At 33.5% G+C, this 17179-nt stretch carries 10 protein-coding genes; 2 read left to right on the top strand and 8 right to left on the bottom strand.

What is annotated here, in order from left to right:
• The first annotated feature begins 145 nt into the window (after nucleotides 1-145).
• Together Q1B37_RS14850 and Q1B37_RS14845 are read left to right on the top strand one after the other, a co-directional pair.
• On the top strand, nucleotides 146-3154 hold the full coding sequence (locus tag Q1B37_RS14850) for a TonB-dependent receptor (protein ID WP_299899685.1): 3009 nt from the start codon (nucleotides 146-148) through the stop codon (nucleotides 3152-3154).
• Between the two features lie 11 nt (nucleotides 3155-3165).
• Nucleotides 3166-4527, top strand: coding sequence for a RagB/SusD family nutrient uptake outer membrane protein (locus tag Q1B37_RS14845; protein ID WP_299899684.1), 1362 nt, complete (start codon nucleotides 3166-3168; stop codon nucleotides 4525-4527).
• Between the two features lie 206 nt (nucleotides 4528-4733).
• On the opposite strand, the gene Q1B37_RS14840 is transcribed toward Q1B37_RS14845, so the two are convergent.
• From Q1B37_RS14840 to Q1B37_RS14805, 8 genes are all read right to left on the bottom strand, one after another.
• Nucleotides 4734-8174 (bottom strand): starch-binding protein, encoded by a 3441-nt coding sequence (locus tag Q1B37_RS14840; protein ID WP_299899683.1) that lies wholly within the window; start codon nucleotides 8172-8174, stop codon nucleotides 4734-4736.
• Between the two features lie 269 nt (nucleotides 8175-8443).
• Nucleotides 8444-9073 carry a class I SAM-dependent methyltransferase gene (locus Q1B37_RS14835; protein ID WP_299899682.1) on the bottom strand — a complete coding sequence of 210 codons (630 nt, stop codon included), beginning with the start codon at nucleotides 9071-9073 and terminating at the stop codon, nucleotides 8444-8446.
• Nucleotides 9074-9093: 20 nt separating this feature from the next.
• On the bottom strand, nucleotides 9094-11145 hold the full coding sequence (locus Q1B37_RS14830) for a DUF349 domain-containing protein (RefSeq protein WP_299899681.1): 2052 nt from the start codon (nucleotides 11143-11145) through the stop codon (nucleotides 9094-9096).
• 139 nt (nucleotides 11146-11284) lie between these two features.
• Complete coding sequence (locus Q1B37_RS14825; protein ID WP_299899680.1) at nucleotides 11285-12013, bottom strand: shikimate dehydrogenase; 729 nt, start codon at nucleotides 12011-12013, stop codon at nucleotides 11285-11287.
• A complete protein-coding gene (locus Q1B37_RS14820) occupies nucleotides 12010-13038 on the bottom strand; it encodes a DUF368 domain-containing protein (RefSeq protein ID WP_299899679.1) in 1029 nt (342 codons plus the stop codon). The genes Q1B37_RS14825 and Q1B37_RS14820 overlap by 4 nt, the downstream gene beginning before the upstream one ends.
• A gap of 7 nt (nucleotides 13039-13045) precedes the next feature.
• Entirely contained in the window at nucleotides 13046-14011 is a 966-nt protein-coding gene (locus Q1B37_RS14815; protein ID WP_299899678.1) for a DUF368 domain-containing protein, read from the bottom strand.
• A 120-nt stretch (nucleotides 14012-14131) separates the two neighbouring features.
• Nucleotides 14132-15529, bottom strand: coding sequence for a tetratricopeptide repeat protein (locus Q1B37_RS14810; RefSeq protein ID WP_299607936.1), 1398 nt, complete (start codon nucleotides 15527-15529; stop codon nucleotides 14132-14134).
• 409 nt (nucleotides 15530-15938) lie between these two features.
• Nucleotides 15939-17129 carry an aspartate aminotransferase family protein gene (locus Q1B37_RS14805; RefSeq protein WP_299899677.1) on the bottom strand — a complete coding sequence of 397 codons (1191 nt, stop codon included), beginning with the start codon at nucleotides 17127-17129 and terminating at the stop codon, nucleotides 15939-15941.
• Between the last annotated feature and the right edge of the window lie 50 nt (nucleotides 17130-17179).

The raw sequence follows: 17179 nt of genomic DNA, 5'->3' as shown, positions 1-17179 counted from the left end.
ATAGCTTAGGCAAGAGAATTACCGATAGTGGTCGTGTAGTTTATTCTTATCGGTGATGTATTATTGAGTTAGCCTTCAATATACTCTTGCCTTCCTTTATGATTAGATCAACAATTGGAGTATAAATCTTGAAAAAAATTAATGTATGAAAGTAAATCATTACAATTTGTTAATGCTTGTTTTTTTTATTTCGGGCATTGCAATGGCTCAGCAAAGATCAATTTCTGGGTCTATTAAGGACAACAAAGGAATTCCTTTGCCAGGTGTAAATATTCTTATTAAGGATACGAATAGGGGAACTCAGAGTGATTTTGATGGAATGTATACTATCGAAGCAGCTAGTGGCGAAACAATTATGTTTTCTTTTTTAGGATATATTACAAAAGAAATTGTGTTAAACAATCAAAATACAATAGATGTTATCTTGGATGAAGATGTAAGTGCTTTAGAAGAAGTAGTTGTCGTGGGTTTTGGAACACAATCGAGGCGGAAAATTACTGCGAATATTGCTTCTATATCTTCCGATGAAATTAATGAAATTCCAACACCAAGTTTACAAAGTAGTCTAACAGGAAAGGCAGCGGGTGTACAGGTAACTCAATTAAATGGTAAGGTAGAAGGAGGGATAAAAGTAAGAGTGCGAGGTGTAGCTACGATATCTTCTTCGCAAGAACCGCTCTATGTTGTAGACGGAATTCCAATTACCAATGCAGATGAATCTATTAATAATTCACCTATTAATCCTCTTATTGCATTAAATCCAAATGATATCGAATCTATAGATATACTTAAGGATGCTTCTTCTGCAGCAATTTATGGGGCTAGAGGGACAAATGGGGTAATTATTATTACTACAAAACAAGGTAAAAGAGGAAAAACAAAGGTTTCTCTTAATTCATCTTATGGAATTAGTAGTGCAACAAATAAAAGAGATTGGCTAAATGCAGAGCAATATGTGGAGTTAATGACTGAATCAGCCTTGAACGCAGGATTTAGTCAGGCAGGAATAGAAGGACAGTTTGATTTCTATGCAAATGGTCTGGATTGGAGAAATGGAGAGGTTGATACAGATTGGCAAGAGCTTGCCCTAGTAGATGGATCAGTACAGGATTTTGGAGTGTCGGTTTCGGGCGGAAGTGAAAAAACTAGATTCTACATGTCTACTGCTTATAACAATACAGATGGTATTGTAAGAGGCAATGAATTAGAGAGATATTCATTTAGAACAAATATCGATCATACGCTTTCCAAGAAATTTAAAGTAGGAACTAATGCAAGTATCTCAAAGTCGATAATAGACAGGATTGCTAATGATAATGCATTTGCAACACCACTTCAAGCAATTGCACAATCACCGTTATCTCCAGCTTATTTGGAAGATGGTATTACTCCTAATAATGAGTCAACCGAATACTACAATTTCTTAGGTGATGAATTTAACGGTAGTTTTAAGACAAATATCTGGAGAATTTTAGCCAATACTTATGCAGAATATCAAATTTTACCAGATTTAAGTTTTAGATCCGAGATTGGATATGATTTTCTATCCCAAGTCGCAGAGCGATTTTCAGGAAGTCTTACGCAATCGGCGTCCGTTGGTGGTTTTGGAACTGTTAACGCAGTACAAACAGAGAAATATAATTTGAATAATTATTTTACTTATGCCAAAAGATTTGACAATACGTTTGATTTGGAAACAACTGTGGGGATGAGTTATGAGGATAGTCAGAGAAGATTGCAGTTTGCTCAGGGACAAGGATTTCCTTCGGATGACCTACAAACATTAAATAGTGCAGCCGAAATTACTGCTGGGGGATCTACTCGCACAAGATTTAATTTCCTTTCATATTTTGGTAGAGCTACATTATCTATTGCGGATAAATATTTATTGAAAGCAAGTTTGAGATATGATGGTTCTTCACGTTTTGGTGAAGAAAATAGATTTGGTTGGTTCCCAGCAGTGTCAGCCGGATGGATTGTATCAGAAGAATCATTTCTTAATAACTCAGAAATACTATCATTACTGAAACTAAGAGGAAGCTGGGGGATTACAGGAAATGCTGGTATTGGGAATTTTGCAAGTTTGAGTTTGTTCCAAGGAACTCCATATAATCAAAGAGCTGGATTGGCACCAACTCAACTAGGAAATCCTGCATTAAAATGGGAGAAAACTACACAGTATGATATCGGATTAGACTTTGGTATCCTTAACAACAGAATTTCTGGAGAAATTGATTATTATGAAAAAGCTACAGATGATCTATTGCTTAATGAACCAGTTCCTGGTACTTCTGGTTTCCCAAATATTACAAGAAATGTTGGGGAAATAAAAAATAGTGGATTTGAATTTGTAATCAATACTAAGAATATTGTTTCTTCTGATGCTAGTTGGAGTACTTCTTTAAATCTTTCTACGATTGATAATGAAGTGACTAATTTGCCTGGAGGAGATATTATCGCTGGTAGAAATATAGTTAGAGAGGGAGAAACAGTATCTTCTTTTTACTTAGTAGAATTTGCGGGTGCTGATCCTGCTAATGGAGATGCATTGTTTATTCGAAATACAGTAAACGCTGATGGTACGATTGATAGAAGTACAACAAATAACTTTAATGAGGCAAGTAGAGTTATTGCCGGTAGTCCATATCCAGATTTAATTGCTGGATTGACAAATAATGTTACCTATAAAGGAATTGACTTTTCATTTACGTTTCAAGGAGAATGGGGTGCTTCTATTTACAATAATGGAGGTCGATTCCAATCTGGTAACGCTAGATTTTTTGATAATCAAACTACAGATCAGTTAAGAAGATGGCAACAACCTGGTGATATTACAGATGTGCCACAAGCGAGGTTATTTTCGACTAATGGTCAGCAAGCTTCTACTAGATATCTTCAGGAGTCTGATTTTATCAGGCTAAGAAATTTAACATTAGGATATACCGTACCTCAAGAAGTTACTAAGAAGTTTTATATGGAGAGGATAAGAATATATTTTACAGGTTTTAATCTGTTAACTTTTACTGATTTTGATGGATATGATCCAGAATCTACAGCAGATTTTAATGGTAACTCTAATATTCAAGTTGGAGAAACATTTTATTCGGCACCTCCAGCTAAAACATACACTTTAGGTATAAATATCGACTTTTAAAATATAAGAATATGAAGACAATAAAATATAAAATATTAGTATTACTTTCCGCAGTGGTTTCCATTGTTGGATGCGAGGATAATCTCGAATTAGAACCAGAACAAAGTCTGTTGCCTGAGGTAGTGATCACTAATCCGGCTAACCTTCAAAATGTTTTAACCGGAATTTATGATGAAGCAGGACAAGGTGTTTCTTATGGAGGGCAGATTAATTTAGCCGCAGAATTATTGGCTAATGATACAGACCTTTCCTGGAATGGTACATTTGAACAACCTGCACAATTAATAGAAAAACAATTAACACCAGATAATACTTTTGTAAGAGATTATTGGTTAAATGCATATGAAGTAAATAATCAAGCCAATATTGTTTTAGCTAATTTAGACGTATTCGAGGACGAGTCAGATCGGAATAGAGTCGAAGGAGAAGCAAAGTTTTTACGTGCACTAGCTTATTTTGATCTTGCTAGATTATTTGGGCAATCATATGAAGCAGGTGGAGGAAATACGCAACTTGCAGCTCCAATAGTACTAAATGCAATTTTAAATCCTGCAGATATTACATCTCCTTCTAGAGATAATGTCGAAGATGTTTATGCTCGTGTAATAGAAGATTTACAAAGTGCTTACAATCTGTTACCAGATAGCAATGGAGTTTTTGCAGATAAATACGCTGCTCAAGCCCTTTTAGCTCGTGTGTATTTACAACAAGGTAATTATAGCGGAGCAAGAGATGCCGCTAATGATGTGTTACAAAATAGTGGACATGCACTTACAGCAACTTATGACGGAGCATTTAATAATGATGGGGATTCTAGTGAAGATATTTTTGCATGGCAAGTAACTAGCCAAGATGGAGCTAATCTGATGAATACTTTTTGGGCAGGACAAGATTTTGGAGGAAGACAAGGGAATCCTGATGTGTCTATTAATGCTTCGTTTTTCAATATTTTTGATGATCCTAACGATGATAGATCACAGTTTTTTTATACAACCTCTAGTGGAACGGCTACAACTAAATGGCAATCTCAGTTTGCTAATATTCCTTTTTTACGTGTAGCAGAGATGCATTTGATTAGGGCTGAATCTAATTTTAGACTATCTACAGCAATTGGATTAGCACCTCTTGCAGAAATTAATACGCTTCGTGGTAGATCAAATGCGGTGGCACTTGGAGCAATTACATTACAAGATATTATTGATGAACGTAAAAGAGAATTAGCATTTGAAGGATTTGCATTGCACGATATAAAAAGGTTGCAAGGTACAGTTGGTACACTAAATTATGATGATAATTCCTTAGTAATGCCAATTCCACAAAGGGAAAGGGATGCTAATCCTAATTTGATGCAAAATCCAGGGTATGGAAGTTAATTGTTGAGTTTTTATACTTTTTTAAAACTGCCTAGAAATGAACATTGAAATTATATTCGTCAGTAGAGTGGTACGTAAAAATGATTTTTCAAAATAATTTTCTAGGTAGTTTTTAATGTAGGATTTGCTTAATTTATAATAGAAAAGCCCCTTACTTATAGTTGTGTAACTTAAGTAAGGGGCTTTAGTTATTAAATCCACACTTGCTAGCGTTTAATTACCTTTTTTGTTAAAGATTTACCATCCATAGTAATTTTACAAAAGTAAATTCCACTTGCTAATGGGGTTTTACCGAGCTCATATTGATGAATTCCTTCATTTATTTTACCATTTATAATGGTTTGTGAAGCACCGTATACATTTATTAATTCAATTTTTACCAGACTTGTTGATTGTCTAACTTGTAGTTGTAGTACAGATGTTTCTTCAAGAGGATTTGGAAATACCTTTACATCTTCAACAGATAGTTTGTCATCAGTATTGTTTAATCTAAGGTTGTCTGGGTTTTGGTCATACCAAGTACCGTTATAATACCATCCATTCTGACACCTATTAAGATCTGGTGTTTGGGATCCACCATTATTGCTAAATATTAAATTAGAACAAGAAGTATTAGATAAGGTATAACTATACCAACCATTAGCGTCTAACGTCATAGCTTCTCCAGGCCAAGCTGTTGTTATGCCAGATGGTGTAGTATTCCAAAAGTAGATCGTTGGAGATGTAAAAGAATCTGATTTAAAATATAAGGTGAGATCTTGATTTTCTTCTGGATTACTGTCATACCAAGTGCCATTGTAATACCATCCATCTCCACATCTTTGAAGATCTTCTGTTTGCGATGATCCATTATTGCTAAATATTATATTGGCACAACTTATAGTATCAAAAGTAAAAGAATACCAGTCGTTGCCAATAGGATTCATTACCACTCCAGGCCAAGGTATAGTACTTGCTGTCGGAGTAGTGTTCCAATAGTATATAGAAGGGTTTGTTAAATTGCCTTTGTAATATATAGTCATTGAATCAGTAGTGCCGTCTGTAAATGTGAAAGAATTGCTTGCTATTGGAGAAGTTAATCCTTCTGAATCATATGCAATTGCTTTTATGGTAGTATCAGATGTAATGGATATTGGGTTCGTATACCGAGTTGAGGATGATGAAGGATCATTACCATTTAATGTGTAATAAATTTCAATTCCTTCGGAAGAATTGTCTGTAGCACTTAATGTAATATTTACAGTTTCTCCAATGTTAAAAGTTCCACCGTTAGGAGATATAGATACTACAGGAGGTGTATTAACATCACCCCTAGGATCAGTATCATACCATACTCCATCATCGTACCATCCATCTCTATCTCTTATTAGGTCATCAGTTTTAGCACCACCATTATCATTGAATAGTAAATTAGTACTCTGAACGCCTTCAAAAATATATTCATACCATTCAGAATTGTCTATTTGATTCATTTGAGGACCTGGCCAATTACTAGTTGGTAATACATCTGGTGATTCATTCCAATAATGAACATTCGCCTGAGACCAAGAAGATGGTTTCTTAAAATATACATGTAATCCTTCAATAGGACCAATTCTATAATTTTTTGTTAGAATATCTGAAGCTACTCCATCTCTATCATAGACTATAGCTTTTATAGTGGTAGATTCTGTGATCGTAAATGCACTGTTATATAAAGTACTCGAACTATTTGGAGTGGATCCATCCAACGTATAATAAATAGCGTATGGAGCACCAGCTCCTCCAACACCATCCATAGTAATTTGAATAGGATCTTCGGAGTTGGTAGTATTTGGATTCATTATAACTACAGGATTACTTGGTCCATTAACGCAATTCTCGAAGAAACCACCACCGCAGCCTCCAATGAGTCCAGGTCCATTAAGTACATAGATCCCTGCAGATCCAGAAGTTACAGTGAAATTCAACACTCCATTTTGCGCAAAAATTTCTCTTCCCGTTACAGCATCTCTATACACACCATTAGTCATTCCGGAGATGCTAAAAGATGCATTTCCATCTTTTGCTAACCCTACAGCAACTTCACTATTTTGATGTACTCTACGATACGATACGGCATTTCCCGGAGCTTCTTTCCAGTCCCAACTTCCTTTTTGGAGCGCTGGAACAGCTTTTCTAATAGCATTTAACTTTCTTATATGTTGGTATATTTTATGACTAGGAGCTTGGTCTATTATATCTCCGTAGTAGGCTCTACCAGTTTTATCAATTGATTGTTCGATACCTGCAGCATTATGAATATCATTAAATTCTCCAGCTTTAAATCTCATTTCAGTTCCATAATACACTACTGGAATTCCTCGCCATGTAAACATAAAGTTCATACATGCGGCTAAATTTTCATCGGTACCGCCATATCTTCTGTTCCAATCATTATTAGGACCAAAATCATGATTATCTAACCATGTTATCAAAGTAGAAGGATCACTATATAAATGGTCATAACGTGCTGCTGCTTTCACTGTTGGGAAAGATTGTCCTTCTTCGAAAGTTCCGTGAAATGTCGCTTCACCAAAGAAATCAATTACAGCAAGATCCAAAGGTTCTGAATTGTTTACTGCACCTCTCCAAGTATAATAATGCGGATTGATTTCATCAACAGGATGTAACTCGTGTCTTAGTTGCGCAACTTCTCCAAAAATAAAGAGATCAGGGTTAATAGCCTTAAAAGCATCGTAGAAATAGATGATATCTTCTTTACTCATATGCTTAACTGTATCCCAACGAAATGCATCAACTCCCATATTAATGAATGTAGCATATGCATTTACAAGATAGTCTCTAACTACTTGATTTCCTGTGTTTAAGTCTGGTGTGTCTCCTGCTAAAGCTCTATTGTGTAAATTTTCTATATCATCAAAACCTTGTGCAAATCCATTCCCTGAATGATGATACCAATCTGGATCCGATGTATCTACATAGCTTTCTTTGCTAGGAAAATTAAAGGCAGAAAGATCTTGATTATAAGGAGGTGGCATTTCTGCAAGGTTGGCACGACTCCAGATTAGTCCATCTTCTGGATTTGGTGTTAAACCATCATACTCCCAATTGGGGTTGTCTGGTGCGTACCAGGGTTTTGTAGGATCTGTGTTATATTTTATTTCTGCAACATCTTTAATCCCAAAACGACCTGCATGATTGGTAACAACATCTAATACAATCTTCATATCACGCGCATGAACTTCATTGATCAAATCCTGAAACGTAGCTCCAGGAGATTCTAAACGGGGATCTACTTTAGTAAAATCCCAAGCATGATAACCATGATAATCTAAAGGGCTTCTGTTATGAACGATAGGAGTGATCCAAATAGCTGTGAAACCAAGATCCTTTATATAGTCTAGTTTTTGGATTAATCCTTTAAAGTCACCTTTCCACGTTACATCATTAGGATCTGTAATAGTAGGGTTGATATTCGGGTCCGGATTGTAAGAGGACCATTCTGTAGGTACATTGTTATTAGGGTCACCATCAAAAAAACGAGTGGTTAAGAGGAAATAAATGGTTTCTTCTCTAAAATCAGTTTGTGCATTTACAAAAAATGAATTGAGTGATAAACTCCATAGACAAATAATGCCTAAGAGTTTAGGTAGTGAGTTTTTCATAAGTTTTAGTGTTTGAATTGTGTCTTGTGTAATAATCTTCTTTTGAAAGAAGTTGGTGTTTAAATTGTCATATAGTTATAAAATTTCAAATATTATTATGTTAGTGATATTATTTTATCGATAAAAATGATAATTATGCAATTTAGGGAATAAATAAGTACTAATAGAAGTAGTTAATTACTCAAACGTTTTCGTGTTAATAAGATTTGTAATGAGAGTATTGTAGAAGGTATAATATTTGAATTTTGTTAGATATAAAACAAAATACCTTATCGTCTAAAACAGATCAGCTTGTCCGAAATAATTAGTTTGCTAAAATTAAATTTAGACTGTATCCATTGCAATGTCTTTTCTGTGTAAAAGAAAACGTGAGTAGGGTCGTTTTTATACCACCAAGAATTAAAATTAATGGATGAATTATAAAGATACGTTTTACAATATAAAGTACCATTTTCTTCAAGTAAGGAATTTAGTAGAGCAAATTCCTTATTCGGATTGTGAAAATGTTCCATTACTTCGCAGCAAGCAATATAATTATAGGTTTGTCTTAATGCATTGGGATTGGGATCGAAAAAGGGATCATACGTAGTAATATCATACCCTTGTTTTCGGAGCATTGTAGTTATAACTGGTCCTGTTCCACTACCAAAATCTAAACCTTTATGATGAGATGTATAGTTTTTAGCGATAGCATTAACAATAGGAGATACGAAGTTCTGGTATCCAGAATCGGTTACATCGTTATTATGAATTTCATACCGTTCTTTTTCTTGTTTATCTGTTAGGTAAAAAGAAGGATCTAATGATATTCCATGACAGTTAAAGCATTGATAATATATGCGCTCTTGTATTTCAGTAAATTTCTGGGTTTCTGAACCGCAAAGAGCGCAATTAATCATTAATTAAATCTATGGACTTATTAAAGTTCTTTGATTTTTTTGAGTTTATTTTTCCAAACGACTAGACTCTCTTTATGTTTTTCGATATTTTTTCTTACATCAATAACGAGAGGGTTAGAGTCATCGGTATTCTTGAAAAACTGTAAATTATTTTCTAATTGTCGAATTTCATTATGAACCTCTTCTATTTTTTTACGAATAAAGTTTTGTTCATTTCGTAGTGCTCTATCATCTGATTGGTTGGCTAGAGAATTTAGTTTATTCTCGTATTTAATCATTTCGGTTTCTTGACGACTTAGATTTAATTGCTCAAAAAAGCCGTCCAATACCTTATGATAGTCAGACTCTATATTTCTTTTTTTATAGGGTACTCTCCCTAAACTTTTCCATGTTTTTATATTCTCTTTAATGATATCTAAATCATTTTTAGGATCACCAGATAACTTTAGTTCTTTAAGAGCTTCAATATGTGCTAGTTTTTTCTCGTAAGAAACTAATTCTTCTTTATTTGCTTCATTTTTCTCAGCATGAATTCTATCGAAATAAAAGTTGCAGGCATCTTTAAATCTTTTCCAGATTCGGTCGCTGTCTTTTCTAGGGACATGACCAATCTTTTTCCAGTCTGCTTGGATTTTTTTCATTAATGGGGTAGTAACAGAAAAGTCATCACTATCCTTATTATCTTCAGCAATTTTGATCAATTCCATCTTTTTGTTTAGATTATCGAATTGATCTTTTTTAAGACCTTTATAAAAGGCATTTTTATTTCTGTTAAAATCTCGAACCGCGCTTTTAAAGTGACTCCAGGTTTCTTCGTTAGCACTTAATGGAACTTTTCCCGCTTTAAAGAAATCTTCTCTTAATGCTTCTATTTCTTTAATTTTTTGTTGCCAACCATTATGATTTTTTGGGTGGTCAGAAGAAACTTCGATTATTTTATTGATAATTCCTTGCTTTACCACTAAATTCTGTTCATAAACTTTATCCTGAACTTTGAAAAATTCTTGTCGGTTTTCATGAATTTGTTTGGTAAGAGCACTAAATTTCTCCCAGATAGGCTCTCTATATTCTTTAGCAACAGGACCTAAATCTTCTTTCCACATTTTATGAAGAATTTGTAATTCTCTAAAAGCTCGATTTACATCTGTTTCTTGTGCAAGTTCTGTGGCACGTTCTATAATTTTTAGTTTCTGTTCTAGATTGTGCTTAAAATCAAGATCCCTAAAGTCTCTATTGAGATGAAGGAAATCATAAAAATTTTCGGTATGGTGATGATACGTATTCCAAACGGTGTTGTATTTATCTCTTGGAATTGGTCCTGCATTGTGCCACCTTTCTTTAATTTCCTTAAAGTGATTATAAGTAGAATTAATGTTTTCTTCTACGTTTAATAGCCCTTTAAGTTCTTCAATAATATCTAGTCTCTTTTGAAGGTTTACCTGAAGGTCTTTTTTTAGATTTTGGTAGTAAGCGTTTCTTTTTTCTTTATAATCAAAATAAACAGAATTGAATTCTTTTTTGAGTGGAGTAGAATAGTAAAAATCAATAATGTTACCTCCTTCAGCTAAAAATTCATCTTTTTTCTGTTCTACTTCTTCATTAAATTTAGCGTTAAACTCAGTTTTAATCTCTTCTACATGTTCTTTTATAGCTTGAATTTTCTCATTTTTTATAAGATGCCTTAATTCTGAGATAAGCTGATCTTTGGTCATGGCATGATAATCTTTCTTTTCAATATCATGACGTTCTAATTTTGCCTCATCTTCGCTATCCTTAGCTACTGCTTCATCCATTTCATTTTGAATCGCATCATTGGAAGATTCTGTAGGAACTTCTTCCTTAGAAATTTCTGCTACCACTTCTTCTTTTTCTGAAGATGATGGTTCTTCTGTTGTAACTTCAGTATTAGAAGCTTCTTCTATTTTTACGTCATCATTGGTAGCATTTTCTTCTATTACAGGTGTAACAGATTCAGATTCTTCGGTAGTAGGATTCTCTATACTTTCAATAGGAGATTCAGCCTTTTTTTCTTCATTTCCATCTGCCTGAGGCAGGTTATCGTGTGTGGACATCGTATTAATGTTTTTGTTTATCGGAGATTAACGATTGTCTAAGATACTAACATCTTATATAAACTCAAAGCAAATACTTCGTTTTAGGAATTACATTTGTAGGAAAAGTATATTATTTATTAGGAAGTAATATCAAAAATTATGAATTCCAGATTTCCCAGGATCTTTCTGCTTGTAATACAAGCATTCGTAGACCATTAATAGTTTTGGCACCTTTTTCCTTGCCTTTTCTCATAAAGGTTGTTTCTTCTGGATTATAGATGAGATCGTATAAAATATGATTTTCGCCAAGATGCTCAAACGGAATATCTGGATGATTTTGAACTTTAGGGTGTGTGCCTAAAGGAGTACAGTTGATGATTAATTTAAAATCTCTGATGATATCTTCATCCAAATCGTTATAACTAAGTTCTTTAAAATCAGGATTTCTAGATACAAAAGTATACTTAATATCTAGTTTTTCTAGCGCATAGGCAATTGCTTTTGAGGCGCCGCCGGTTCCAAGAATGAGTGCTTTTTTTATTTTTGGGGTAAGTAGTGGTTTTAGTGATTCGGTAAAGCCATAATAATCACTATTGTATCCTGTAAGCTTTCCATTATTTTCAAACTTGATAACATTAACAGCTCCGATTTCTTTTGCTATTGGATCCAAAGTATCTAAATATGGAATCACTTCTTCTTTATAAGGAATAGTGACATTCATACCATGGATTTCCTTATTTTCGAGTACCTCTTTAAGCTCCTCAATGGATTTAAGATCAAAGTTGATGTAACGATGTGGTAGGTTTTCTTTTTCGAATCTATTGGAAAAATAATTTCTGGAAAAGGAGTAGCCTATATCTCTTCCTAATAATCCATATGTACTCATATTGGTTTGGTTTTTACAGTTTTTTCTCCATACCATTCTAACCACAGAACAATTCCAATACCCACAAGTATGAAAAAGAAAGCAATGTATGTAGACATGATTGAAAAATCTGGTAGATATCGATCGTAGTTATCAAGTATTGGATTGCCTTGTGCATCTATTAAAATTTGACCTACTTCATCTTTTTTATACATTTTATATTTCCATGGCCAAACTACTCCTAATGAGCCTGTAATAAAACCAATAATCGATGCAAAAGTGGCATTTTTATAATGTTTTAATACGTATCCTAAAAAATGTGATAACGTTACTAATCCAGTAATAGAGCCAAGACTAAAAACTACGAGAACTTTTAATAATCGGATTCTATTTTCATTTTCTGTAAAAGATAAATCCCATCGTATAAGATCTGCTATGGTATCGTATAAAGCATTTACAGAATCCACGAGTAGTAGCACATAGTTTCCAAATAAGATAAGAATAAAAGAACCTGACAGACCAGGCAAGGTCATACCAGAAACACCTACAATTCCACAGAAAAACACAAAAAATAAGTTGTCATTTTCTTTTGCTGGCTCCAAAAGACTAATGCTAACTCCTACGATAGTGCCGATAATGATAAAACAAATATTTCGTCTGTTCCAGTCATCAAAGTCTTTTACGATATAATAAATAGATCCGATAATCATCCCAAAAAAGGCGGACCACACATATAACTCATAATGAATGATTAAATAATCTAGTATTTTAGAGACACTAAAATAGCTAATGAGCATTCCTAAGATTAACAGTGCTAAAAATCTACCATTAATATATCTCCAGAAGCTAGAAAATCTAAAATTGATAAATAATTTGAATGCTTTGAGATTTATTTTCTGCAAAGAGTATATAAATTCTTCATAAAAACCAGCAACAAAAGCGACTACTCCTCCAGATACACCAGGTACTTTGTTAGCTGCTCCCATAGCCAACCCCTTGATGACTAAAAAAAACTTATCACTTAACGTTCTGGTGTTTTGGGCCATGAATTATTTACTTTTCCTTTTTTGTAGCAAGTCGCTCTAATATAAGAATTAATAGAAAACCAATAGTCACAAAAATAAGTACCCATATTATTCTAGGATCTCCTTCATAACTAGCTGGTAAAATACTTTTTTCTATAAAAGGTACTTCCATGCCTTCAGAGTTTGTTCTCCATGATAGTACTTCTTTCCAAGGCCAAAGTTTATTTAAAGAACCGATCATAAAACCAGTTAGTAATGCTAAAGTTACGTTTTTATGATTATCGAACATCCAATTGAGAACTTTAGAGAATAGTTTTAAACCTGCTACAGCTCCAATTCCAATTATTACGATTTTATAAAAAGCTTCCCATAGCAAACTAATATTAAAAGTCGTAAGTCCTTCTCTAAACTGATTTAAGATTCCGATAAAAGTTTCATAAGCACCAAGAATCAATAAAATAAAAGCGCCTGAAACTCCAGGTAAGATCATGGCAATAATGGCAATGAACCCGCAAAACAATAAGTACCAAAGACTTTCTGGAGAAGCCATAGGTTCTGCAATTGTAATAAAATAGGAGATTACAGCAGCTAATACAATACTAATAAGAACTTTTGGGCTCCATACAGTAATCTGTTTTCCAATATAAAGGATGCTTGCAAGTACTAATCCGAAAAAAAATGACCATAATAATAAGGGCTCATTGTGTAATAACCATTTAATTATTTTGGCAAGAGATAGAATACTAATAGCAATTCCAACAAACAATGCTACTAGAAAAGAGAGATTGTATTTTTTCCAGGTATCTTTTAATCCATCTTTTTTCCAGTCTTTAAAAAATGCAATATTAAGATTGTTTATTGTAGAAATTAATTCTTCATAGATGCCAGATATAAAGGCGATCGTACCTCCAGAAACTCCAGGAACAACATCAGCAGCTCCCATAGCAATTCCTTTTAGTGAAACTAATAGGTAGTCCTTAAGACTTCGTTGCATTTTTTGTGCTTTTACAATGGTTATACAAACAAATGTATGTATTTTTTGTTGTAAAACATGCGGTTATCTAAGGAAATTGAAAGACTCAATTTTATTGTAAAATAAACAATAAATTAGGTGTTATCTTTTGTATTCTGAGATAATATTTTGAACTAAAGAAAGGTTGAAAACTGACTCAAACAGCTCTTCTAAAACAATCGTATATTCTTGATCTAATTCCAAACCTTTTCTAAGGTGGAATTCCCCTTTGCTATATTCTTGTTGCTCATAGTATAATCCAGCTAATCGATATTGAATCTCAGCATTTTCGGGATAAAATTCTATGGCTTGGTTCATGTTTTGAATCGCAGCATCTGATTCACCAATATATTTTAGGATATCAGATCTATTAAGCCAAGTTTCTAACTCGTAATTACCCAGTTCTAATGCTTTTCTATATCCACGTTCTGCTTCTTCGAAAAATGCCAGGCGATTATTAATCTTGGCATAACGTTTCCAATAAAGTACATTTTCTGCATCGATACTAATTGCTTTATTTGTATAGTAAAGTGCTTTTTGATAATTACGCTTTCTCATGTAAAAATCAGTAATTGCAATCCATCCTTTATCTAATAATGGATCTTCATGTACTGTTTTAGAGAAATGTTGAATTGCTAAATCATCGCTTCCAAGTTTTTCAAAACATTTTCCTATTCTTAGTAAAGCAAATGAAGTTGGATCATCTAGTTCTAAGGTGATACGATAATTTTCTATTGCCTGTTCATATCTCTTTAGCTTTTCTAATACTTTTCCTTTTTCTAAGTATGCACCGATAAAGTATTCATCACTAATGATAGCAAAATCAAAAGCAGCTAATGCTTTTTCATATTCTTTGATGTCAAAATATTGCTTACCTACCTGATGCCAGGCTACTTCGCAATATGGGTTTTTATCCAAGAACATATTAAGATACGTAATAGCTTCTTCATGTTGTTCCAAGAAATCAAAACAGTAAATAATGTTATACAAAGCCGAGTAATCTTGATCATCTGCCTCTAAGCATCTCATGAAGTTTACTTTCGCATTTTCGAAATCATCCATAAACAGATATTCCATTCCTATGAGGGAATAAACATCTGCTTCATCTCCAGTATATTGCAATGCAGTGGTTAATAACTCAATTGCTTTTATATGATTATTTTGTTTAGAAAGGATGTTAGCTTTCTGAATATAAATTTCTTCGTTTTCAGGCTCTAAAGCATGAAGCTGTGCTAAAAGATGATCTGCTTTATCCAAACGATCTTCGAAAACTAAAACCTCTACTTGTAGTAGCTTTAAGTTAACAGAAGATGGATGTTGTGAAAGCCCTAAAGAAATAGCTTTTTTCGCTTTAGCAATTTTCCCATTTTCTAAATAATGATGGATTATTGATTCAAACTCATCAGAATCAAAAAATTTCACATCATTAGATCTCAGCATAGACTCGTAACGACTAATTGAGAAATTGTTGTCTTCGAATTCTTCGTGGTTAAATTTCATCCGCTTGTGTTATTTAATAATATCAGATGTCATTCGCATGATTATATCTCTATTATAGAAACGTAATATATGCTCATTTCATACACGTTGATTAAAGATGCTCAATAAATCATAATCGTATTACAAACTTTTTTTGTCTTCCCCAACAAATAAGAGTAATACAAAATACTTTACATAATTTATTGTTAGCATTATTGATTTCCTCTGTATTAAAATTACGAATGAAATGTCATCATACTACTTCAGAAATCAATTGTTTTTAACAAACTAATTAACAAAATGTGTACCATTTAAAAATGAATGGTTTAACATGTCCATTAAAAAAAGCCAGATGTTCTATCGAATTGTGTTATTGGTGAGATAGTCCTTTAAATATAAGGAATTTAAATGAATTTAGTGAAGAATATGATTAGTTTTTTGGATATTCAAGATTATCTAATACCTCTAGGATAATTTGGCATCCTTCCTTTATTTCTTCTTTTGAAATAGTCAAGGGAGGTGTTATTCTCACTGCTTTTGGTTCAAAAAGTAACCAAAATAATATCAAACCATTGTCTTGACATTTTAACACAATTTCATTAGCAATATCGGGAGTAACTGTAATTAAAGCTAGCATCAATCCTACACCTCTAATTTCTGTGATTAAAGGATGTACTAATAAAGATTTAATTAATTTTTCTTTTTCCAGAGTTTCTGACATTAAGTCACTTTGTGAGATTTCTTCTAAAGTTGCCAAAGCGGCAGCGGCAATAACTGGATTACCTCCAAAAGTGGTAATATGACCTAGTTTTGGATTATCCTGTAACTGATTCATCATTTCTGAAGAAGCTGTAAAAGCTCCAATTGGTAATCCACCACCCATACCTTTACCCATTACCACAATATCTGGAGTCATATCGTAATTCTGAAACCCGAATAACTTGCCCGTTCTACCAAATCCAGGTTGGATTTCATCAAGAATTAACAAGGCTCCAACTTCTTCACAGCGTTTTTTTACTTTTCGTAAATAGTCATTTTTAGGAGCAATAAATCCTGCACCACCCTGAATTGTTTCCAAAATAACTCCTGCTGTTTTATTGGTGATTTGTTCTAGATCATTCTCATTATTAAAGGATATGAAGGATACGTCTGGAATTAATGGTCTAAAGGCTTGTTTCCTTTCTTCATAACCCATCACACTCATAGACCCCATTGTATTACCATGATAGGCAAGCCTAGCAGCAATGATCTGACTTCTTCCTGTAACTCTTCTCGCTAATTTTAGAGAACCCTCTATTGCTTCAGTACCAGAGTTGGTTAAATAAGTTTTCTCCAAAGGATCTGGTAGGAGAGAAGCTAAGAGTTTCGTAAGTGCTACGGCAGGCTGTTGGATATATTCTCCATAAACCATAACGTGCAAATATTTATCTAGTTGCTCTTTTATGGCATTTACCACTTTTGGGTGTCTATGCCCTAGACTACAAGCAGAAACACCAGCAACGAAGTCTAAATATTTTTTACCATTCGTGGCAAAAATATAACTTCCCTCTGCATGAGATATTTCCATTGCTAATGGATGTGGAGTTGTTTGAGCTTGATATGTAAAAAAATCTTCTTTCACCTTGGCAAAGGTAATCCAAACTAATTGGAGTTTAAATATCTTATGAAGTT

The sequence above is a fragment of the uncultured Aquimarina sp. genome (genome assembly GCF_947492965.1).
Taxonomy (GTDB): domain Bacteria; phylum Bacteroidota; class Bacteroidia; order Flavobacteriales; family Flavobacteriaceae; genus Aquimarina.
Note: the sequence above shows the minus strand (reverse complement) of the source record. Positions and strands in the feature narration are given on the sequence as shown.

Coding starts and splice junctions, on each gene's coding strand:
- Q1B37_RS14850 (WP_299899685.1), top strand. CDS start 146: ATGAAAGTAAATCATTACAATTTGTTAATGCTTGTTTTTTTTATTTCG.
- Q1B37_RS14845 (WP_299899684.1), top strand. CDS start 3,166: ATGAAGACAATAAAATATAAAATATTAGTATTACTTTCCGCAGTGGTT.
- Q1B37_RS14835 (WP_299899682.1), bottom strand. CDS start 9,073: ATGATTAATTGCGCTCTTTGCGGTTCAGAAACCCAGAAATTTACTGAA.
- Q1B37_RS14810 (WP_299607936.1), bottom strand. CDS start 15,529: ATGAAATTTAACCACGAAGAATTCGAAGACAACAATTTCTCAATTAGT.
- Q1B37_RS14825 (WP_299899680.1), bottom strand. CDS start 12,013: ATGAGTACATATGGATTATTAGGAAGAGATATAGGCTACTCCTTTTCC.
- Q1B37_RS14840 (WP_299899683.1), bottom strand. CDS start 8,174: ATGAAAAACTCACTACCTAAACTCTTAGGCATTATTTGTCTATGGAGT.
- Q1B37_RS14815 (WP_299899678.1), bottom strand. CDS start 14,011: ATGCAACGAAGTCTTAAGGACTACCTATTAGTTTCACTAAAAGGAATT.
- Q1B37_RS14820 (WP_299899679.1), bottom strand. CDS start 13,038: ATGGCCCAAAACACCAGAACGTTAAGTGATAAGTTTTTTTTAGTCATC.
- Q1B37_RS14830 (WP_299899681.1), bottom strand. CDS start 11,145: ATGTCCACACACGATAACCTGCCTCAGGCAGATGGAAATGAAGAAAAA.